At 45.2% G+C, this 20,843-nt stretch carries 18 protein-coding genes; 9 read left to right on the top strand and 9 right to left on the bottom strand.

Annotation, left to right across the window (positions count from 1 at the left end; genetic code table 11):
* Positions 1-250 precede the first annotated feature (250 nt).
* Positions 251-2,962: a family 78 glycoside hydrolase catalytic domain gene (locus AC1DYT_RS23950; protein WP_477472024.1), complete on the top strand. Its 2,712-nt coding sequence runs from the start codon at positions 251-253 to the stop codon at positions 2,960-2,962.
* Positions 2,963-3,029: 67 nt separating this feature from the next.
* Complete coding sequence (locus tag AC1DYT_RS23945) at positions 3,030-3,890, top strand: leucine-rich repeat domain-containing protein (RefSeq protein ID WP_477472023.1); 861 nt, start codon at positions 3,030-3,032, stop codon at positions 3,888-3,890.
* 90 nt (positions 3,891-3,980) lie between these two features.
* Here the strand turns inward: AC1DYT_RS23945 and AC1DYT_RS23940 are convergent, their stop codons facing one another.
* Positions 3,981-4,772 (bottom strand): phosphatase PAP2 family protein, encoded by a 792-nt coding sequence (locus AC1DYT_RS23940; protein WP_477472022.1) that lies wholly within the window; start codon positions 4,770-4,772, stop codon positions 3,981-3,983.
* Positions 4,773-5,135: 363 nt separating this feature from the next.
* On the opposite strand from AC1DYT_RS23940, the gene AC1DYT_RS23935 reads away from it, so the two are divergent.
* Entirely contained in the window at positions 5,136-5,714 is a 579-nt protein-coding gene (locus AC1DYT_RS23935; RefSeq protein WP_477472021.1) for a fasciclin domain-containing protein, read from the top strand.
* Positions 5,715-5,813: 99 nt separating this feature from the next.
* On the top strand, positions 5,814-6,302 hold the full coding sequence (locus tag AC1DYT_RS23930; protein ID WP_477472020.1) for a cupin domain-containing protein: 489 nt from the start codon (positions 5,814-5,816) through the stop codon (positions 6,300-6,302).
* 168 nt (positions 6,303-6,470) lie between these two features.
* Here the strand turns inward: AC1DYT_RS23930 and AC1DYT_RS23925 are convergent, their stop codons facing one another.
* The 7 genes from AC1DYT_RS23925 to AC1DYT_RS23895 all read right to left on the bottom strand — a co-directional run bounded on the left by AC1DYT_RS23925 (position 6,471) and on the right by AC1DYT_RS23895 (position 15,446).
* Entirely contained in the window at positions 6,471-7,076 is a 606-nt protein-coding gene (locus AC1DYT_RS23925) for a DUF2238 domain-containing protein (RefSeq protein WP_477472019.1), read from the bottom strand.
* Positions 7,077-7,275: 199 nt separating this feature from the next.
* A complete protein-coding gene (locus tag AC1DYT_RS23920) occupies positions 7,276-7,638 on the bottom strand; it encodes a hypothetical protein (protein WP_477472018.1) in 363 nt (120 codons plus the stop codon).
* 47 nt (positions 7,639-7,685) lie between these two features.
* A complete protein-coding gene (locus AC1DYT_RS23915) occupies positions 7,686-10,823 on the bottom strand; it encodes an efflux RND transporter permease subunit (RefSeq protein ID WP_477472017.1) in 3,138 nt (1,045 codons plus the stop codon).
* A 77-nt stretch (positions 10,824-10,900) separates the two neighbouring features.
* Positions 10,901-11,995, bottom strand: coding sequence for an efflux RND transporter periplasmic adaptor subunit (locus AC1DYT_RS23910; protein WP_477472016.1), 1,095 nt, complete (start codon positions 11,993-11,995; stop codon positions 10,901-10,903).
* Between the two features lie 37 nt (positions 11,996-12,032).
* On the bottom strand, positions 12,033-13,304 hold the full coding sequence (locus tag AC1DYT_RS23905; protein ID WP_477472015.1) for a TolC family protein: 1,272 nt from the start codon (positions 13,302-13,304) through the stop codon (positions 12,033-12,035).
* Between the two features lie 97 nt (positions 13,305-13,401).
* Positions 13,402-14,760, bottom strand: a complete 1,359-nt coding sequence (locus AC1DYT_RS23900; RefSeq protein ID WP_477472014.1) for a HAMP domain-containing sensor histidine kinase — start codon at positions 14,758-14,760, stop codon at positions 13,402-13,404.
* A gap of 8 nt (positions 14,761-14,768) precedes the next feature.
* Complete coding sequence (locus AC1DYT_RS23895) at positions 14,769-15,446, bottom strand: response regulator transcription factor (protein ID WP_477472013.1); 678 nt, start codon at positions 15,444-15,446, stop codon at positions 14,769-14,771.
* A gap of 992 nt (positions 15,447-16,438) precedes the next feature.
* Here AC1DYT_RS23895 and AC1DYT_RS23890 point away from each other — a divergent pair.
* Genes AC1DYT_RS23890 through AC1DYT_RS23880 form a run of 3 tightly spaced genes read left to right on the top strand, consistent with a single transcriptional unit; the run spans position 16,439 to position 18,214 of the window.
* Positions 16,439-16,816, top strand: coding sequence for a hypothetical protein (locus tag AC1DYT_RS23890; protein WP_477472012.1), 378 nt, complete (start codon positions 16,439-16,441; stop codon positions 16,814-16,816).
* Between the two features lie 16 nt (positions 16,817-16,832).
* On the top strand, positions 16,833-17,642 hold the full coding sequence (locus AC1DYT_RS23885) for a hypothetical protein (protein ID WP_477472011.1): 810 nt from the start codon (positions 16,833-16,835) through the stop codon (positions 17,640-17,642).
* Positions 17,639-18,214: a hypothetical protein gene (locus AC1DYT_RS23880; RefSeq protein WP_477472010.1), complete on the top strand. Its 576-nt coding sequence runs from the start codon at positions 17,639-17,641 to the stop codon at positions 18,212-18,214. The genes AC1DYT_RS23885 and AC1DYT_RS23880 overlap by 4 nt, the downstream gene beginning before the upstream one ends.
* A 293-nt stretch (positions 18,215-18,507) precedes the next feature.
* Here AC1DYT_RS23880 and AC1DYT_RS23875 read toward each other — a convergent pair whose 3' ends face one another.
* A complete protein-coding gene (locus tag AC1DYT_RS23875) occupies positions 18,508-18,645 on the bottom strand; it encodes a hypothetical protein (protein WP_477472009.1) in 138 nt (45 codons plus the stop codon).
* A gap of 19 nt (positions 18,646-18,664) precedes the next feature.
* Between AC1DYT_RS23875 and AC1DYT_RS23870 the strand changes: the two genes are divergently transcribed.
* Both AC1DYT_RS23870 and AC1DYT_RS23865 read left to right on the top strand, forming a co-directional pair.
* A complete protein-coding gene (locus tag AC1DYT_RS23870) occupies positions 18,665-18,991 on the top strand; it encodes a hypothetical protein (RefSeq protein WP_477472008.1) in 327 nt (108 codons plus the stop codon).
* 222 nt (positions 18,992-19,213) lie between these two features.
* Entirely contained in the window at positions 19,214-20,623 is a 1,410-nt protein-coding gene (locus tag AC1DYT_RS23865) for a DUF4403 family protein (RefSeq protein WP_477472007.1), read from the top strand.
* The last annotated feature ends 220 nt before the right edge of the window (positions 20,624-20,843 follow it).

The following is a 20,843-nucleotide window of genomic DNA, read 5'->3' as shown; positions in this document are numbered from 1 at the left end:
ATTACACCTATAGCCGTATAAAAAAATTACTGAAAACCCATGTTATCATGACAGTTCAGGACAGTTGTTGCTTTCATCTTTTCTACATTAGTCGCACCATACATAAAACCACCTTTTAACCTGTAATTCATGTTGAAAATGTACCGAGACCATCTTTAATGTGTTTGTAACGCACATTAATAAATATTACTTTTTGTTCGCCAATGTATAAATCCCGGCAGGCCCTATTACCGCCAATTATTGAAAAAAAATGAGAAAATTTTTACTCCTTGTTACCGTCTTTGCCCTAATTGCCGCCTTTGCGCAGGCACAGGTTACCGTAAACAAAATTTTATGCGAAAACCGCAGCAACCCCATTGGGCTTGATGTGGTGCAGCCCCGCTTTACCTGGGAACTGGCCTCTGCCGGGCGCAATGTTAGCCAAACGGCTTACCAGGTGAGGGTAAGCACTTATCCCGATTTCAGGAAACCTATCTGGGCGTCTGCAAAAATCGTTTCAGATTCATCTGTACATGTGGCCTATAAGGGCAAACCGCTGGCATCGCACACCAAATATTACTGGCAGGTGCGCGTTTGGGATAACACCAAAAAAGCCTCGGCATGGAGCGAAACCGGGTATTGGATTACGTCACTTTTTAAACCCACCGAATGGCAGGCCAAATGGATTGCTCCCGGCTATAAGGAAGATAGCCTGCGCGCATCCCCAATTTTCCGTAAAAGCTTCAGTTCTACAAAAAAAGTAAGCTCGGCCATCGCATTCATTACTGCGCACGGCCTGTACGAAGCTCAAATAAATGGCCACCGGGTAGGGGATGCTTACCTTACACCGGGCTGGACAAGCTACAGCAAACGCCTGCAATACCAGGCTTATGACGTTACCGACCTGCTGGCTACCGGTAGCAACACCATTGGCGTTACATTGGGCAGCGGCTGGTACCGCGGCACTATTGGCTTTAATAACAACGTGAATTATTTTGGTAAGGATATTGCCCTTTTACTGCAATTGCATGTAACCTATTCCGACGGCACATCGGAAGTAATTGTAACGGATAATAGTTGGAAATCGAGCACCGCTGAAATCACCTACTCGGAGATATACAACGGCGAAACGATAGATAACCGTAAGATAAAAAAGGGTTGGGCCGTAAATGGCTACAACGATAGTGGTTGGAGCGGCGTGCAGGTGATGGATTATGGCGTGAAGAACCTGCTGGCTACTTATAACGAGCCTGTACGCAAGCACGAGACTTTTAAGGCCCTGCGCGTAATCAAAACCAAGAAGAACGAACATATTGTTGATTTTGGGCAGAACCTGGTAGGGTGGGTAAAAATAAGGCTTAAAGGCAAAAAGGGGCAGAAAGTTACCATATCGCATGCCGAGGTATTGGATAAGGACGGTAACTTTTATACCGATAACCTGAGGGCGGCCAAGGCGCAGGATAATTTTATACTTGGTGGCGACGATGTGGAAGTGTTCGAGCCGCACTTTACGTTCCATGGTTTCCAGTTCATCAAAGTGGAAGGCTATAACGGCGAACTGAACCCCGACGATTTTACGGCCGTGACTTTGTATTCGGACATGGCACCGACGGGTACTTTTACCTCATCCAATGCGCTGGTGAACCAGTTGCAACATAACATCCAATGGGGGCAAAAAGGCAACTTTTTAGATGTACCTACCGATTGCCCGCAGCGCGATGAACGCCTGGGCTGGACGGGCGACGCGCAGGTGTTCTCTCGCACGGCATCCTTCAATATGAATGTAGATAACTTTTTCACCAAATGGCTCAAAGATGTAGCGGCCGACCAATTGAGTAACGGTTCGGTGCCATTCGTGATACCCAACGTGCTGGGCCAGGGCGCAGCAGGCAGCGCAGGCTGGGGCGAAACCGCAACCGTTATCCCTTGGAACATGTATGTAGCCTATGGCGATAAGCAGGTGTTGGTTAACCAGTACCCCAGCATGAAAGCCTGGGTAGATTATATGAAGAATAACAGCAAAAACGACCTTTGGAACACCGGTTTCCACTTTGGCGATTGGCTGTTCTACAGCGTGAACGACGATACCGACGGCACCTCAGCAGTTACCGATAAATACCTCATAGCTCAGTGCTTTTATGCTTACTCTACGCAGTTGCTCATCAATGCAGCACAGGTATTAGGCAAAACCGATGATTACGAAACCTACGGCAAGCAGCTGAAGAACATCAAGGATGCCTTTATGCGCGAATATGTAACCGCCAACGGCAGGATGGTATCGGGCACGCAAACGGCTTACGTGCTTGCTCTTAATTTTGATATGCTGCCCGAGAACCTTCGCCCGCAGGCTGCGGCAAGGCTGGCAGCTAACGTAAAAGCCTATAACAACCACCTCACTACCGGCTTTTTGGGTACGCCCTATCTTTGCCAGGTGCTCAGCAGGTTTGGTTATACCGATGTGGCCTATAAGTTGTTATTGCAGGATACTTACCCAAGCTGGCTGTACCCCGTAAAAATGGGCGCAACAACCATCTGGGAACGTTGGGACGGTATAAAGCCCGATAAAACTTTCGAAACGCCTACCATGAACTCGTTTAACCACTACTCGTACGGTGCCATTGGCGATTGGATGTACCGCACCATGGTAGGGTTGGATACTTATAACGATGCGCCGGGCTATAAGCATATCAAAATAATGCCGCACCCGGGTGGCGGTTTCAGCAATGCATCGGCAAGTTTGCAAACTTATTACGGAACGGTGAGCGCCGCATGGAAGATAGCCGACGGCAAACTAAGCCTGGATGTACAGATACCGGTAAACACCACGGCATCGGTGTATATCCCCGCCAAAGATGCAGCAAGCGTGATGGACGATGGCAAAGCGCTGCAAAACGGCAAGCCTTACCAGCCTGCTAACAGCAAAGAAAACTATGTATTGGTAGAGCTTGGTTCGGGAACGTATCATTACACGGTAACTAATTGAGGCTAATATGACCGGCGGCACTATCTTGCGCAATTTTAAGGCCCTATTAAACAACGTAAGTGATAGGATGAAACACTCCTCTGGTAATATAAAGACTTTTCAGATTTCCCCAACGGGGAACATGCTGGTTTATAAAAAAGATTATAGTAAAGACTTCATTGAATCGACCATAAGAAAGGAGAAATTGAACGGATTACGAATATTTGCCGATTTACCTGAACACAGATTAGAGGGCTTTGAATTTTTAAGCGAATTTACTTTCTTGGAATCGTTAAGTATAACCAGTGTTGACGATGCAGACTTTAGTTTTTTGAAGAGTTTAGATAAGCTGAAAGGGTTAAGCCTCACTCTACAAGGAGATAGTATTATTGATTTAAGTGCTCAAACTCACTTGCAAAAATTGAGTATCCAATGGCGAAAAGGGCATATGAAAGGCTTAGAAAATTGCCAAAACCTAAAATCGCTATTCTTAAGCGAATACAAAGAACAAGACTTAAAGCCTATAGAAAAATTGACTGGTCTAACTGAATTAGTGATTAAAACAGCTTCTATCAAGTCGTTAAAAGGTGTCGAGAAATTAATAAATATTCAAACAATGCTTTTGGGCGCATGTCGGTCATTAACATCGATAGCGGATATTTCTTATTTGACAGAACTTAGGTCGCTCAAAATCGATATGTGTCGTCGAATAGAGGATTATCAGCCTTTAAATGCCTTAACAAAGTTGGAGGATTTGCGAATCGTCGATAGTGGAAAAATCAATTCAATAAACTTTCTGCACCACCTTGAGAATTTAAAAACGTTTCACCTTTTAGCAGATGTTGATGTTGTAGATGGAGATTTAACCCCAGCTCAAAATATTGAGGATGTGTTTTGTAGGCCCAGGAAGCATTATAATATCCAGTTGCTTGGTAGTAAAACACGGTGAGACAGATCCTGTAACAATCCTTTAGCTTGCCTGTAAACGTTTTTTAAATACGCTCGCAGGCCAGGGTTAACAAATTAGCCTCCGATTAGCTTACAACTGCTTAGTAAAAACAAACCCCACCACGCCATCGCTAAAAGTTGGCATGATTAAAGTTTGCTTATTAGATTTATCATCATGGAAAAGCTTGTTCCTGAACAGCGGATAGATGGCATAGGCTGCTTTTGTACTTATTATACCAAAACCGGCGCCGGCCACAATATCGCTAAACCAATGCTTATGATTATAAACTCTTAAAACTGCCGTAGCAGTAGCACACGTGTAGCCAAGCACGCCATACCATGGCGATTTTCCGCCATACTCCTGCGCTATAAACTCGGCTGCTACGAACGCACTGCCCGAGTGCCCCGAGGGGAACGAATTACGGTCGGCGCCGTTGGGCCGTAGTCTATCTGACGAGCGTTTTAAACCATAAGTAGCCAGGCCGAATATACCTTCTGATAAGCCGAGCAGTATAGATCTATCGATAAAGGTGTTTTTGCCGTGCACGCCCGCAAAATTCAAACCATATACCAGCACAATAGGGGCATATTGTAAGTAATTTTCTACCGGGTAGAGGTTGCCGGGGTGGTCTTTCTCCGCCTCCCTGTCGATGTAAAAATCGAAGTTACGGATAGCTTTTACATTGAATGATAGTGCACCATAAGTAATAAATGCCGCAGGGGGGATAAACGATTGCCAGGCTGTTTTTAAATGTTTAACCGTATCGGGCAGGGCCAGCAGGTTTGCCGAATCCGTTTTTAAGGAATCTTTAGTGCTAACTTTTATTTGGGCGTTAGCGGTTAAAGATGCTATGCAAAGGAGTATGAGGATTATCTTTTTCAAAGAATATAAGCTGAGTTAAAATTGTTGCTATTTAAGTTATTAATCTGTAGAAAATCTGGATATAACGCTAGATTACGAATAGTGATCTCTGATTTAATAATTTATTTAAAAATAGTTAACGCCGGCTCGTCAGCCATGTTTTAAATTTTTCCTTTCTCCGGAGGATATTCTTGCTTCCCCGTGTTCTTGTTTGCAGTATCAATGGGCCTTGTATGTGCGATAGAACGGTCGCCGGTCCACAAATTCAAATTTCCTTAAACAATCTTTCTATTTATTTGCTTATTCAATAGTTAATAAAAAATTACTATGCGATAAATAATTACACAACACTTAATTATTATACATCTAAAAACAAGGAGAAACATGAAACGATCCATTTTTATGGCTGCAGCGGTAATCGCATTTGGTTTTACCACAAGCAGCGTATTTGCACAAACAACACAAGATACTACTAAAAAGACCACAACGACCACCACCACAACAACTACTACCGATGCCGCAAGCGATGTAGTAGGCGCGCTGGCCAGCAATGCCGATTATAGCACCGCATTATTAGCCGTTAAGGCAGCCAAGCTCGATTCTGTTTTAAAAGTAGGCGGGCCCTACACTATTTTTGCGCCCAATAACGCCGCTTTCAGCAGTTTACCTGCCGGCAAGCTCGACAGCCTGATGAAAGACCCTGTAAAGCTGGCAACATTGCTAAAAGGGCATGTGGTTACAGGTAAATATGGAAAAAAAGAAATTGTAGCAGCATTAACCGCAGGTAAAGGCAAAGCAACGGTGACTACCTTAGACGGGCAACCGCTCACCCTATCGTTAGCCGGCAGCAAATTGCAGCTTACTAATGCGGCCGGCAGTTCAGCACAGGTTACTTTATTTGATTTGATAGGTGCCAACGGTGTAGTAAACGGGCTTAACGGCACACTGGTGCCCAAACCGTAAATAAATTACGCGCATTTAATAGCAAAACCCGGCCCGCAGCCGGGTTTTGTTGCTTTAAAACACATCCTAAACTGCTACATTAGCTGGTAGGATTTTATTATGGAAAAAAAAGATGCCGCATACTGGATACGACAATTATCCCTGCAACCACATCCCGAAGGTGGTTATTACAAGGAGGTGTTCCGTTCGAAACAAGAGGTAAATAGGGTTGGAGACGAAAAAACGCTGCAGGCATGCACCTCCATATACTATTTGCTCGAGGGCGAAGATTATTCTGGTTTCCACCGAATAGCATCTGATGAGATATGGTACTTCCACCAGGGTGTGCCGCTGACGGTGCACGTCATAAACGCTCAAGGCAAACACGAGGCCTGGCAGCTATCAGACCAGCCCGATGGCAGTTTGTCCTTGATAGTGCCCGCCGGTTTATGGTTTGCCGCCGAGATACCTTTCAAAACAGGTTATACGCTGGTAAGCTGCGCCGTAGCGCCGGGATTCGAGTTCAGCGAGTTTGAGATGGCGGAGAAGGGGGAGTTGATGAGGAGCTTTCCGGGGAACGAGGGGCTTTTTAGGCGAATGTGCAGATAACCCCATCGTCTTTGCGAGGGAAGCGAAGCGGCGAAGCAATCCTCAGGAAGCAGGTCGGTTGTGCAGGGCCGCTTAGTAAGTCTGCTCTGCAAAACGGCCCTGCCAGCCGATGGTTGCCACGCTATCGCTCGCAAGGACGATGGGGGATTTTCCCCGGCATTTGCACATCTAATTCTTTATCTGCGCCTCAATTTGCTTGTCTTGAAGTTTCGAAAAAAGCACCACCATACAAATAGCCCCGATGGTGGCGAAGAGCATATCGCTTTGGGTATCCCATATATCGCCCTGCGTGCCTAAAAAAGAATCGCCGCTGGAGCCGGAGGTTACTGATACGAACCACTCGATAAATTCATAGGTTACGCTGATGCTCATGCAAACGCATACGGTTAAGAATGCTACCCAGCCTTTTTTGAGGATGACTCCACAGCGGATAAACAGCTCGCGGGCAATCATAGCAGGCACGAACCCTTGTGTAAAGTGGCCCACTTTATCGTAGTTGTTGCGGGTTTGGTGTAAGGCATCGCGCAGCCAGTTGAATGCTGGTACTTCGGCATAGGTATAATGCCCGCCGATGAACAAGATATAACAATGCAGCAATATGGCCACATAGGTGAGGTAGCTGAATTGGAAACGCTTGTAAGTAAGCACCAGCACCACGAAGCCGATGATGGCCGGGAAGACTTCCAATATCCAGGTAAAATAATCGTGCGGGTTGATGGCCGAAAGGATAAGGCCAATGAAGAACAGTACGATGAGCACGGCATGTTTATTCATGCGGTAAGTTATGAAGAAATGCGGTAAAAAAAAGCGTGGGACGGCTATGTAAATAGCTCATCATTAGATGTGCAGATTTCAAATGTGCAGATGTGCAGATGAGGAGGAGAATAAATTCGGAGATTGATTGTGCCTTGCATCTGAGATTTGCGTATCAATCCTATTCATCTGCACATCTGAAATCTGCATATCTGCACATCTAAACCTCATCCTCCACAAAATTCACCGGCTGGCTTTCGTCGAAGGCTACGTAAATACGCCGCCAGGGTTCGTCGCCAAGCATTTTCCATTTGTGGGCGGTGCCGGTGGTATCCATGGCTATGAGCAATTCGCCGGGGCGTAAAACAAAGGTCTCGCCGGGGAAGGTTTCAAACTCCAGGGTGCCTGTAAGGGTAACTACATACTGGCAGGTGGGGGCGTTGTGCCAATCGTAAAACGAATGCGGAGGAGATTCCTGGAAACGGATGCTTGAGGCCTGGTTAAGCACGCCCCGGCTAACCGTGCCGGTTTGGATGTGCGAGTGCCCATCGGGGCCGGTGTATAGTTTGTAGGCTTTTATCATAAAAAAACTTTTGGCCGCAGGGGGGCGCTGCGGCCAAAAGTAAATGTTTAGGAGTTAATTGCACCTATCCGTTTTAGTGTTTTGCGGTTTTCCCGTTTATGGATAAACCTGTGCACTATGGCATAAATAAGCGGTAATATGAGCAAGGTAAGTATGGTGGAGGTCATTAAACCACCGATAACGACCACTGCCAGCGGTTTCTGCGTTTCGGAACCGATACCGGTTGATAATGCCGCAGGCATCAAGCCTATGGCAGCCATCAGGGCCGTCATCACCACGGGGCGGATGCGGGATAGTACGCCGGTCATGATAGCTTCGTCCAAATGTTTACCTTCTTCGAGGTTTTTACGGAATACCGAGATAAGGATAACCCCGTTTTGGATACATACCCCAAACAAGGCGATGAAACCGATACCTGCAGATATACTAAAGTTGATGCCCGTAATGTGCAGCGCCAATATACCCCCAATTAAGGCGAACGGTACGTTGAAGATTACCAGCACCGCATCTTTAGCGTTGCCGAACATGATGTAGAGTATCAGGAAGATTACCAGTAAACAGATCGGTACCACGTGTGATAGGGTTTTAGATGCGCGTATCTGGTTCTCGAACTCGCCGTTCCAGGTGAAAGCGTAGCCATGGTCCAGCTTTACCTGCTCGTTTACTTTTTGTTGTGCTTCGGCAATGGTGCTGCCCAAATCGCGGCCGCGGACCGAGAATTTTACGGCTATATACCGCGTATTGTTATCCCTGAAGATGAACGCCGGGCCGGTAAGCTCCTTGATGGTAGATATTTCTTTGATGGATATCTTTGAGCCGTTGAGCGTAGGCACCATCAGGTTTTCTATCTTATCGCGGGTATCGCGGTACTGTTTCTCGTAACGTATGCGGATATCGAACTTGCGCTCGCCCTCGTACAATTGGGTTGCCGCTTTGCCGCCTATGGCCATTTCTATCACCGAGTTGGCATCGGCGGTAGCAACGCCGTAAATACCCATCTTCTGCTGGTCCAGCTCTATTCTAAACTCGGGCTGGCCCAGGTTGCGCAGTACGCCAAGGTCGTCTACGCCTTTCACGGTTTTTAATACCGCCATTACTTTATCGGCTTTTTTATCCAGAACGTCAAAATCGGTACCGAAGATCTTTACGGCCATACTGGCGTTTACTCCGGCTACGGCTTCGTCCACATTATCGCGGATAGGCTGCGAGTAGTTGTAAACAATGCCCGGTAGTTTACGCAATTGCTGGTCCATTTGGTCAATAAGCGCCTCTTCGGTAAGGCCGCTTGGCCATGTCTTTTTGTTTTTAAGATCCACCTGTATCTGTACGTCGAAGAATCCTTTAGGGTCGGTACCGTCGTTGGTGCGGCCCACTTGTGCAAGCGTTTGCTTTACCTCGGGGAATTTCTCCAGTATCTGCATCATTTTTTGGTTGATGCTTTCTGCCTGGTTCAAGGAAACGCTCATGGGCAATTCGGCCTCTACCCAAAGCGCGCCTTCGTTCAGGTCTGGTAGGAACTCGGTGCCTAAGAATTTGGCGGAGAAGAAAGTGAGCGCCATAAAAACAAGGGCAATGATGATGCTAAGTTTTTGATTTTTGTAAGTGAAATTAAACATCCGCATAATACCTTTTTCAAAAAAGATAGCCACCGGGTTATGTTTTTCGCTAACGTTTTTCCGCAGCAGGATGCTGGATAACGCAGGCACAAGCGTAAGCGTAAACAACAATGCACCCAGCAAGGCAAAGCCCAGGGTATAGGCTAGCGGAGAGAACATTTTGCCCTCTACCTTTTGGAAAGCAAAAATCGGAATCAAACAGGTGATGATGATCAGCTTGGAGAAGAAGATAGCTTTCCCCATTTCGGCACCTACGTTCTTAAACAGGCCCAACTTAGCTAAGCCGTTGAACTTTTGCATGCCTACTTCTTTGGCTTTATGGTCCAGGGCGACGAAGATGCCCTCTACCATCACCACCGCGCCATCTATAATAATACCAAAATCTACAGCGCCCATAGATAGTAGATTGGCCGTCATCCCTTTGATGCGCATGCATATAAAAGCAAACAGCAGGGCCAGCGGTATAATAATGGCCACTGTTAATGTAGTGCGCCAATCGGCCATAAACAGGAACACGATAACCGTCACCAATATAATGCCTTCGCACAGGTTGTGTATCACCGTTTCGGTACAAAAATCCATCAGGTTTGTGCGGTCGTAAAAGGTATCTATCTTAACACCTTTTGGCAATATGTTATCGTTCAGGTCGGTAACTTTAGCGCGTATCTTATCCAGCACCTTGGCGGGGTTCTCGCCCTTGCGCATCACAATGATGCCTTCTATTACATCCTGTTGCCTATCGCGGCTTACCTGGCCAAGGCGGGGCAGGCCGCCTTCTTTTACGTCGGCAACGCTGCTTACCAATATGGGTACGTTGTTTACGTTTTTGATAATGATGCTTTGTATCTCGCTGATATTGTTGATAAGGCCGATGCCCCGCACCACGAAGGCCTGGTCGTTCTTCTCTATCACATCGCCGCCTACGTTGATGTTGCTTCGGTTTATAGCAGTAAAAACATCCAGCGACGTGAGCCCGTACTTTTGAAGTAATGACGGGTTAACGCTTACCTCATAAGTTTTTTCTTCGCCGCCGAAGCTGTTTACATCGGCTACGCCTTCTATCGATTTAAACTGTTTATCCAGTATCCAATCCTGTATCGCCGTTAAATCATGTATGGATTTTGTTTTGCTTTTAAGCGTGTAGCGGTAAATTTCGCCGGTGGGGCCGTAGGGTGGCTCAACTTCGGGTTTTACGCCATCGGGCAGGTCGGCATTGCCCAGGCGGCTCAGCACCTGCTGGCGTGCGAACGCATCATCCACATCGTCATCAAAAATAATGCGGACGTACGATAAGCCGAAGGCCGATGTTGTACGCAGGTTTACCTTTTTCTGTACCGAGTTCAGCACCGTTTCCATCGGGATGGTTATCATTTTCTCCACCTCTTCGGCGCTGCGGCCGGGCCATTGGGCAATAATGATGATTTGGGTGTTGGTAACATCTGGAAATGTTTCTATAGGCGTGTTTAAGTAGCTCCATACGCCCAGCACGGCCAGCACGGCGGTAAGGAAGAATACCATCCCCCGGCGCCTGAGCGAGAAGTGTATTATATTTTTAATGAGCTTGTTCATGATATATTTTTATGTGATGATAGCGCCCGTAAGGGTTTGCTGTGTATAGTCATTTTGTGGCTGCGAAAAGGGGCGGCTTATTCTTCGGTAAGTGCGTTATACAGCAGCAACTGCCCCTGCGATATCACCTTGTCGCCGGGTTTAAGCCCCATAGATATGTAAGTGATATTATCTACCGTTTTAATTACGCTTACCTCCTGCACGCGCAGGTTGCATTTGCTGTTGTACACCACCACGAAGTTTTTACTATCGTCGAATATCACGGCAGACGCGGGTATGGCTACCGAGCTTGAAGCCTCCTTGTTGGTTATCAATACATTGGTAAACATCTCGGGCTTCAGCAGCATATCGTTGTTGCTGAGGGCTATGCGCACTTTCATTACCTTATTGTCGGGGTCTAATACTGTGCTTACTTCATCTACGTTGCCGGTGAATACCTTATTGGGGTAGGCCAGGGTGGTGATGTGCGCATCGTAGCCTTTCTTTACTTTAGCAATATCGGTTTCGAACACGTTGGCCCATATCCAAACATCCTTCATGTTTGATATGGTGAAGAGGCTGCTACTGTTATCTGGCCGGATGAAGTTGCCCGCGCTGATGTTTTTCTCCACGATGAAGCCATCGGCAGGTGCTTTGATGATAAGCGTACCGCTGGCATTGGTATTGCCGCCGCCGTTGATGGCTATCTGCTGCTGTATTCTGCTGTTTGCGGCTACCGCCTTGTTGTAATTTTCTTTTGCCTCTATGTAATCGCGTTCGCTGGAGATGCCGTTTTTGTATAGGTATTCGGCCTGTTCCATCTGGCGTTTGCTTATGGCGAGGTCGGCTTTGGTAGAGCTGAGGTCTGTATAGCTGCCTGCCACGTCGGCACTGCGCAGTATAGCCAGGGTTTGGCCCTTGCTTACCTTATCGCCCAGGGAAACCTTTACTTCGGTTACCTGCCCGCTGGTAAAGGGGAACACCTTTACTACTTTGTTTTCATCGAAAGATACCTGGCCGGTAAGTGCCAGTTCGTCTTCCATACGGGTGGTTTTGGCGGTATCTATCTGGATGAGTTTGGCCATGGAATCGCTTACGCAAACCTGTTCTACCGCCATAGTGCCGGTTTTCTTTTCCTGGCAGGATGCAAGTGCTATGGATGCTGCCGCGATATATATTAGTCCCTTTTTCATGTTATTGCTGTATATGCTGTGTTTTTTGTTCTGTGTGTTATAATGGCGTAATTACGGTGGTACCTACGGCGTAGTTAAGATCGGCGATAGCTTTTTGCAGGTTAAGCTGCTGCTGTAATATCTTCAGTTTGGTTTCGCGGTAAGAGTCGAAGAAATCGATGAACTCCTGCAAACCAACCTGTTTTTCGCGGAAGCTTTTGAGCATGCTGGCATAAAGTTGGTCGTACTTGCTGTAAAAGTCGGTTTGGTTGTTGCCCAGCAGTTGCTGGCTAAGGTTGTACTGGTTTACTGCCGAATACACCTCGTTCTTTAACTGCACCTCGTTACTTTGCACGGTAACTTCCTGGCTTTGCGCGCTCAGTTTGGCGTTTTTGATGTTGCCCTGGTTGCGGTTGAAGAAGGGGAGGGGCAGGCTAATCTCCAGGCCCACGTAGTTGCTGGCATAGCTACTATGTTGATCGTAAGTACTACCGATGGTGATATCCGGCACAGCCAGTGCTTTTTGCAGGGCCAGGTTGTGGTTGCCTTGATCAAGCAGGTATTTGCTTGCCAGATAATCGCCTCGGTTGGCTTTGGCCTGCTCGGAAAGGGCAGCTGCGTTTAAGGTGGTATCGGTATTGGTGAAGGTAACCTGCGGCGCAATAAATTGGGTTTCGTTGGCTGCCAGCAGGGTTTTCAGTTCGCTTTGCAAATCGTTTATCTGGCGGTCTATCTCTACCAAATCGTTCTGCAAGCCGAAATTCAAGGCCTTTAAACGGATAACATCTTTAAGGGAGTTGTTGCCCGCCTGGTACGATTTTTCGATAGCGTTTACCATTGCCGTGGCAGATGCTATCTCGGTTTGGTACACCTTGCGCTGTTCCATCAGGCTGGCCACCTGCGAAAAATCTAACAGGAGGTTGTAGTGCAGGTTGCGCAGCAGATCGTTGAATTGTGCTTGTTGTATCTGCACGCCATCCTGAGCTATCTGTATCTGCTTGCCGCGCTTGCCTGCTGTTTTTATCAACTGGCTTAACTGCACCAAAACCTGGCCCTGCCCGTTGCTGTGGGCAAAGTATTTATGGCCGGCATCGGTGATGTTTTGATCGGTGCTCAGTACGGGGTTGTCCCAAAGCTTTGCCTGCTTGACTAATGCCTGGGCGGCATCTACATTGTATTTTTGAGCAAGCAGGCTTAGGTTTTTGTCTAAAAAGGCCTTTTCGGCATCTTTAAAGGTGATTTTGAGCGTGTCTGTTTGTGCTTTTGCGCCCTGGCCCGCCGCAATGAGCAGGGCCAACAGGAGGGCGGTTCGGAAATAGCTGCGTATCATGAGTTCAATAGAATTTGATGACACAAACCTATTTCACTCAAATTAGAGACGCATTAAAACCAAATTAGATTAGCATTAGAATTGCAGCAAGCGCTTGCTACTTTAAAAACTCGACGATAAAGGTGCTGCCGCTACCCAACTCCGACTGTACCCTTATCGTGCCCTTGAATAGTTCGACGATCTTACTGGTGATATACAAGCCTATGCCGCTGCCTGATATGCTTTTATCTTTGTTTACTCTGAAAAATGGCAGGAAAATTTTTTCGGCATCGGCTGCGCTGACGCCCTGCCCTTTATCGGCAATGGCTATCCTGATACGCGCCACATCTGCCCGGAAACTTAATGTAACCTGCTGGTTGTCAGAATATTTAAAGGCGTTATCGATAATATTATTCAAGGCGATGTACAGCATCGATTTATGGGCGGGCAGGGTGAGCAGTTCTTCATCCTCAGGCAAAGTACCTAATTGTATCCTGAGCATGCCGGGGCCTTTTTTGGTGGCCCAGTATTCTTCCAGTTCCCATATCAGCTCGTCGGCGCGCACGGGGGTAAGGGCGGCGCGGGTGTAGTTGAGGTCTACCTGGGCCAGCTCCATCAGGCTGGTAATGGTTTCCTGCAGGCGGCCGCCATCGTTGGCGATAGAGCGCAGTACCCGCTCGTATTCAACGATATTGCGTTTTTTGGTAAGGGCCACATCCACCTCGCCCATGATGCTGGTAAGCGGGGTACGTAGTTCGTGCGAAGCGTTGGCCACAAAGGTTTGCTGCAGTTCGAAGGCGTTCTGCAGATGCTCCAGCAGGCGGTTAAAGTTGTTTACCAGTTCGGCAATCTCGTCGCGGCTGTTCACCTGATCGACACGTAAATGCAGGTTGCTGGCTTGTATATTATTTATTTGGGCTATAATTTTATCTACGGGCGATAATGCCCGCTGCGCAAATACACGGCCGGCAAAAAATAAGCAGGTACCGAAAATAAGAAACAGCACGCCCGTGATTTTTGCCAGCACCCAGGTGCGGTGCTCCAGGTTGGCATCAACTGCAGATACCAGGATAACGAAATTGCCCTGGTTATCTTTATAGTACTCGCCTACTACCTTGCGCCGGCCTTCCTCGTATTGTATGCTGCCATCCAAGCGTACTTGTTCGATGATTTCCTTGGTCCAGTACACGTTGTTTTTGGTGTTGAAGGCCGATAGGTTGTAATCATCATAAATGCGGATGACCTCGTCGGGCAGTTTTTCCAGGTATTTTTGCTGCACCCGCACCAGCGAATCGGTGGCCAGCTCATCGGCTTTTAGGTAGAATTGCGAGGCCAGCTTGGCGCGTTCGCGCAGCCTGTTGTAAAAATCGGCATTGAAGAAAGAGAAAACCGCCACGTACACGGCAATCAGCACCAGCAGCAAGGCACCGGAGCTGATAAGCGTGAAGTATAAGGAAAGGCGTGTTTTTATTTTCATGGTGTGACTTAATCTTTCAGTATATAGCCCATGCCGATAACGGTATGGATAAGTTTTTTATCGAAACCCTTCTGTATTTTATTGCGCAGATAATTTACGTACACATCAACCATATTAGTGCCCGTATCAAAGCTGATGCCCCATACTTTCTCCATAATAAACTCGCGGGATAGCAGCTTGGCCGGGTGCTGTATGAAAAGTTCAAGTAAGCTGTATTCTTTGGCGGTGAGGATGATCTGTTGGCCCTCGCGCTCGGCGGTTTTGGTCCAGGTGTTTAGTTTGAGGCCGCCGAAACTAAGGATATGCTCTTCTTCGTCGGCAACTTTTTTGCGGCGCAACAGGGCCTCTATGCGCGCAAGCAGCTCGTTGAAATGGAAAGGTTTGAGCAGGTAATCGTCCGCACCCGATTTCAGGCCATTCACCTTGTCGTCTATGGTGCCGAGGGCGCTCAGCATCAGGATGGGTATAAGGGGCTGGGTTTTGCGTATTTGCCGACATAATTCTACACCGCTCATTCCGGGCAGCATCACATCCAATATAAGCAGATTATAGTTTTTTTGCAGCAGCATTTCCAGGGCAGCCTCGCCGGTGGCGGTAACGTCTACATTGTATTTATGCTCGTTGAGCCCCTTTTTTATAAACGACGACACCTTCTCGTTATCCTCAACCAGGCAAATAGTATCCATAAAGGCAATATATTTTAAACGGCCTAATTTAGCTGTATTTAGCTTTTATAAAGGCGGCGCAACGATAAATAATTGGGCCGGCTCGTCGGCTGAGTCAGCCCGCCAGGAGGCAAATTCATGTTTTAACACCTATTATTTTTTGAAAGTCTTTGTAACGGATTTGTGATACAATAAGTCTTCAGCAACTGAACGGCCATTCGAATAATATTAAATAATAATTAAGACACGCTTTTGTGTTTTGAATTTTATTATAAATAACTATATTCCAATGTTTTATATATTTGGTTATTTATAAAAATTAATTAAAAAGTAAAATGAAAGTATACCTGGCTTATATTATACTAATGTGAGTTTGGAACTGATAACAACGTTTGGAAAGCAAAAAGCCCTCTCATACCTACAGGGTTTTATACTGATGTTTTGTTGACGGGCCGATTATCCCAACACCCACTCCGGCCTTTCGTAAAGGCAGTTATAACCGTAGGGGCTTTTTTGTAGATAAACCGGGTGCTATTGATATAACGCCGCGCTGGGTCCTGAAAAGTTCTTCTACTCCCAAAAAACAGGCAGCGGCCAAAATGGATTTTTCTGTATTTATGATATTTTCTTAGTACTATAAAGGTAAGTACTAAATAAGGGAAGGTAAAATGCTGATTATCATGCTTAAGTAAGGAATTTGGCGTGCTTTGGGTAGGGGGGGGACGGGACGGTAACAAACGCCGGGCGGCTTGGGTGCGAGTAGTGCTTGACAAGGTCAGCGCGGATGCTCACGGCCAAGAGCGAGGGTTTTTGTACCTCGTGTTTTTGTAGGTTAATGGTGCGGTGATAACACCGACCATGGGCTAAATTACGTGCATTTAATGATGTTTAAAAATAGATAAAAATCAGGTATTTATACGTTTTTTTATTCGTTTTTTATTGTTTATATTTATTGAGATTATAATAATAGATATAAGATTCGGCAGTAATAAAAAAACTAATAAATCATGAATATGAAAACTTGGTTGAAAATTGCAATACCTGGTATCATTGCAATAGTAGGGATTTTATTTGGTGGCTATCAATACTACGTTGACACGGCTTCGTTTGATAAATTGACTAAAGCCCGGGAATATTTAGACAAGGGTAAAGACGTTTTGTTAAAAAATGGGCCTGTTAACGATAATGAAGTCGAACTCAGTTATAACTATGCTAGAAGAGGTATTGAAATGCTTTACGAATTAAAAAATCAAAAAAGCATTCCTGTTTGTCCTGAAAAAATTCGAAAACAATCTATAACAGAATTAATTAATTTTTACAAATTATACCCCAAACGAGAGACTATACAAGACTCGCTCAATAATCTTATTGATGAATTAAAAAAATATTAATTTAAAAAGTGAAACAATGAAAAGAAGAAACTTTTTACTCAATTCATTCACTATAGGTGCAGGAATAGTGTTAGTACCGAATTTGACTTTTGCAAAATATCTTTTTCCTGAAAATGATTCAGGCTTCATTGACTTTGAGACTTACAAAAAAGATTATCAAGATAAGTTGAATACTGGAAAAATAAAAATCTCTGATGCAATAAATTATCAATTAAAAGTCGGTGATATTCCAAATAGAGTTATGACTGATTACTATGCCGGCGCAATAGACGAGGTTTTGAGAAAGCGATCGTCACCTCCTATAACTCCAGCGTTAGCATTTAAACAAAAAAAGAATGCGAATACAAAAAACAATGTAAATCTTCCTCATGCAAACAAGGGAAGGCTTTTTCAAGATGTGAATAATAAAGAAAGTGGTATTTTTATCGGACCTCAACTTATAACTAAGAATAAGTCAAACGAGTTAATCCATTCTGGGGCGACACTTTATTACTGTCATAGCGCATTTATACTTTACACTCAATTAGAAGAATATTTTTGTTATGGCAGGCCGTCAAGTCATCCATATGCGTCACGGTGTAAATTCTGTTCTCAAGAATATGTGACTCAAAAGTTTTATTATGAAGGAGATAGCATTTACGATCGTGCGGAGAAAGAATTTTATTACAATGTCTTCTGCGAGAGGAATCCACAGACAAATTCGTATGGTCAAAGAGTTCATGATGGTGTTCCCACAAATTTAAAATTTACAGAAATATTGCCCTGTAAAATGCAGGTAGATTCTCCATGCAATAGGAATTTTACAATTAAAGAATTTAAGTCATGACACGGACATTTTTTTTAATTTTTTTAGTATTCTTTTCAGCAAAATCTTTTTCCCAAACTGTCTTTAAAGAAATATATACCAATGGAAAAATCGTTCCAGTGAGTCAAATATCACAAATTGGAAAAATTTCTGTCTTTATAATTAGTGCAGACTGGTGTGCTCCTTGTAAAGGATTGAAAAAACATTTAGAGAATACTAAATTTGCAAAAAATGTGGATTTTTATTATGTGGAAATAGCTAACCAAGAGATGAAAGAGTTCAAAGAATCAGAAGAATTTAAATTTTGGTCTAGGATTGAAGGTCTCGAGTCTTTTCCTTTAATTTATATTACAGCGCAGTCTACTAATATTATTGCTAAGTTTTCAACAGAATCAGATAATATGTATGAAAAAATAATTGATATTACAAACAGCCTTAATCGTGATGTAAGGTTTAATTCCAAACTAATATTTGAATATGACCAAAGCAAAAAAAACATTACTCATCTAATAAAGAAAAAACAAAAAAAACAGCAAGAAGTTAGTACTACTAAAGATGCAATTATGCCGGACGAAAAAATAAAACGAAAATAATTGTGATTTGATAAAAAGCCTTAAAACTGCAAAATGAGGTGATTTTTGTAACCATGTCATATCAAAAACAAAAGCCCCTTGGCATATGCAGCGATGGCAACCGCTGCACATGCTGATGACTGCCTCAGTATGAGAGAGTAGCCCCAGCCGATCAGGACAGGGTACTTGCGTCACTTACAGGGGAGTTAGTTAACCAATCCTCGCCGTCACCTCTTTCCTGATAATATTTTCTATCTGGTTTAGCTGCTCGATGCTGGACCGATTAATGTCTTCCTGCCTTAGGATTGTGTTGTTTATTTGGATGTTGAGTTGTTTTGGTCGGTCACTACTTTGTTGGCGTGTTGTTCATTGATGCTGCCTACCATTTCAAAATAGAGCTTGACGGCGCGCATATCGCCGTCTAAAGCAAACCTGAAAACGTTGCTGAGCACCCTAAGTCATAGATTTAAATTGCTCCAGCTCGGCCAGGTTTTCGGGGGGGGGGATTTTCTATACTTTAAATGCTCGGCTACTTTTGGCGGCGCCTGGGGACTGCTCAATGCTATGTTTGCGCCCAAAGCGGGCCTTACACCGCTGCTCACTAGTATAGCCATCATTAAAGTAGCAGTAGTAATTACGCTGATGCTGGTAGTGCAATGGACCATGCGCAAAAACAGCGTGTTAAAAACCGCAGCTAAAATGCCCTGGTGGGGCGTGGCGATGGTATGGGGCTTTATGCTGGTGATGATTGTCCTCAGCCAGGAATCGGGCAAATCGTTTATCTATTTCCAGTTTTAATAAATAAAAGATACATAAGATTAAGCCCCGCGCCGATGAGGTGCGGGGCTTAACTATTTATAACGAAGATTGAACGCTTATGTTGATAATACAATAATGTGTAGCCACGCATCCATACTTACCGGATCCCAACTATCCTCACAAAAATATACGGGAATGCCCAATTGCTTTATTATTTTTGCCGCATTGATTATTCCCGTATTAAATATTTTAACCTTTCACATGAAGTTTGCCCCTAAACCCCTTTTTACAGCCATGTTGCTGTCGCTTATGTTTTATTCCTGTTCCGTGGTAAAACCGCCTGCCCCCGTAAGCCTCGCAGCTGAAGACATCCCTAAACTTATACAGCCCGTATCGAATATAGAAGTTCCCGTTAGTGTAGACCTGAAAAGCTATTTTGTGCAGGCCGAAAATTCTGTACCGGTTAAGTACACAGATAATCAGCAGCCTTGCGAGGGTTTGCGATACGCCTATACTTTTACGCGTAGCCCCTTTAATATTACGGGCAGCAGCAATGTTGTCAATTTAAAATTCGTGGGCAGCTATGGTATCAATGCATCCTACTGTGCCAAATGCGGTAGTTTGTTTGGCGGCGACACAAAGTGCATGGTGCCCACGCTATCTGCGCAATGCGGATGGGGCACCGAACCTCCACGAAAAATGGAGATATCTTACCAATCAACCTTCAGCATCTCGCCCGATTTTCATTTGAGTTCTAAAACCGTGTTGTATCCTGCCCCTAAACCAATTGACCGATGCAATATTTTAATGGGGAATATTGATGTAACCAATAAACTGATAGAATACGTGAGCGGGCCGCTAAATGACCTTGGTAAACAGGTCGACGCAAAAATTGCGGCTTACAACATCAGGCCTTTGGTTGAACAGATATGGAAAAATATGGCTTCCGAAGTAAAAATTGGCGATGTGGGATACCTTTCCATCAACCCGCAAACGGTTAGGTTAAGTAAATTCAGTGTGAATGGCTCAGTGCTTAATTTTTCGGTGGGCCTGTCTGCAAAGCCTGTGGTAACCACTGCAAGCGCAAACCTGCCGCTTAAGCCATTACCTAATTTAACCACCTATGCCCCGGCAAATGGTTTTAGCATTTACCTTGATCTGCTGGAGAATTACAATCACCTTACCGATGTGGTAAACAAGCAAATCGTTGGCCAAAGCGCACAGATAGCGGGTAAGGATTTTATTGTAGACAATACCGAAATATATGGCATTGGAAAGCAGATAGCCATGCAGGTTGATTTTAAAGGTTCGAACACCGGCACCATTTACCTGGTTGGTACGCCAACCTACAACGCCGCCACGCACGAACTGTCGTTCCCCGATCTTACCTTCGACCTGCAGACTAAAGCATGGATGCTTAAAGCCGCCAAGTGGATGTTCAACGGCAAAATAACCGATATGATACGCCAAAAGGCTGCTTATAATTTAAGCCAGTTTATTGCCGATAGCAAAACCAGGATACAAACCGAAATTGCCGGCAACGCCAATAAAAATATCCGCCCTGAGGTTGCCATACGCGACATGGATATCATGGCCATTTACCCCACCAGCGAAAAGCTGATTATCCGCACCTTGTCCAGCGGGCAGCTGAAGGTTAAAGCGGTGATGTAAGCAGCTTGCCGAAGTTTTCGAAAATACAAACATAAAAAGAAGAGGCCATCCGTTTAAGGGTGGCCTTTATTGTTGTGTGCCCGGCATGGGYGCAAACTATAGGGTGCAAGTCCCGAGCGCGCCTTGGTAGTGGGAAGCGTTAGCTTAAGGCAAGGGTGTCCTTCGTGAGGAGGAATCTGAAAGAAGCCGGCGGCAAATTCTCGGTCCGACGGACAGAAAT

The organism is Mucilaginibacter sp. P1_D10, from assembly GCF_056406215.1.
Note: the sequence above shows the minus strand (reverse complement) of the source record. Positions and strands in the feature narration are given on the sequence as shown.

What these genes read in the sequence shown, in the direction of transcription:
- AC1DYT_RS23945 (WP_477472023.1), top strand. Translation starts at nt 3,030, where the DNA reads ATGAAACACTCCTCTGGTAATATAAAGACTTTTCAGATTTCCCCAACG.
- AC1DYT_RS23890 (WP_477472012.1), top strand. Translation starts at nt 16,439, where the DNA reads ATGAAAACTTGGTTGAAAATTGCAATACCTGGTATCATTGCAATAGTA.
- AC1DYT_RS23935 (WP_477472021.1), top strand. Translation starts at nt 5,136, where the DNA reads ATGAAACGATCCATTTTTATGGCTGCAGCGGTAATCGCATTTGGTTTT.
- AC1DYT_RS23930 (WP_477472020.1), top strand. Translation starts at nt 5,814, where the DNA reads ATGGAAAAAAAAGATGCCGCATACTGGATACGACAATTATCCCTGCAA.
- AC1DYT_RS23905 (WP_477472015.1), bottom strand. Translation starts at nt 13,304, where the DNA reads ATGATACGCAGCTATTTCCGAACCGCCCTCCTGTTGGCCCTGCTCATT.
- AC1DYT_RS23925 (WP_477472019.1), bottom strand. Translation starts at nt 7,076, where the DNA reads ATGAATAAACATGCCGTGCTCATCGTACTGTTCTTCATTGGCCTTATC.
- AC1DYT_RS23900 (WP_477472014.1), bottom strand. Translation starts at nt 14,760, where the DNA reads ATGAAAATAAAAACACGCCTTTCCTTATACTTCACGCTTATCAGCTCC.
- AC1DYT_RS23895 (WP_477472013.1), bottom strand. Translation starts at nt 15,446, where the DNA reads ATGGATACTATTTGCCTGGTTGAGGATAACGAGAAGGTGTCGTCGTTT.
- AC1DYT_RS23910 (WP_477472016.1), bottom strand. Translation starts at nt 11,995, where the DNA reads ATGAAAAAGGGACTAATATATATCGCGGCAGCATCCATAGCACTTGCA.
- AC1DYT_RS23920 (WP_477472018.1), bottom strand. Translation starts at nt 7,638, where the DNA reads ATGATAAAAGCCTACAAACTATACACCGGCCCCGATGGGCACTCGCAC.
- AC1DYT_RS23865 (WP_477472007.1), top strand. Translation starts at nt 19,214, where the DNA reads ATGAAGTTTGCCCCTAAACCCCTTTTTACAGCCATGTTGCTGTCGCTT.
- AC1DYT_RS23950 (WP_477472024.1), top strand. Translation starts at nt 251, where the DNA reads ATGAGAAAATTTTTACTCCTTGTTACCGTCTTTGCCCTAATTGCCGCC.
- AC1DYT_RS23915 (WP_477472017.1), bottom strand. Translation starts at nt 10,823, where the DNA reads ATGAACAAGCTCATTAAAAATATAATACACTTCTCGCTCAGGCGCCGG.
- AC1DYT_RS23880 (WP_477472010.1), top strand. Translation starts at nt 17,639, where the DNA reads ATGACACGGACATTTTTTTTAATTTTTTTAGTATTCTTTTCAGCAAAA.
- AC1DYT_RS23885 (WP_477472011.1), top strand. Translation starts at nt 16,833, where the DNA reads ATGAAAAGAAGAAACTTTTTACTCAATTCATTCACTATAGGTGCAGGA.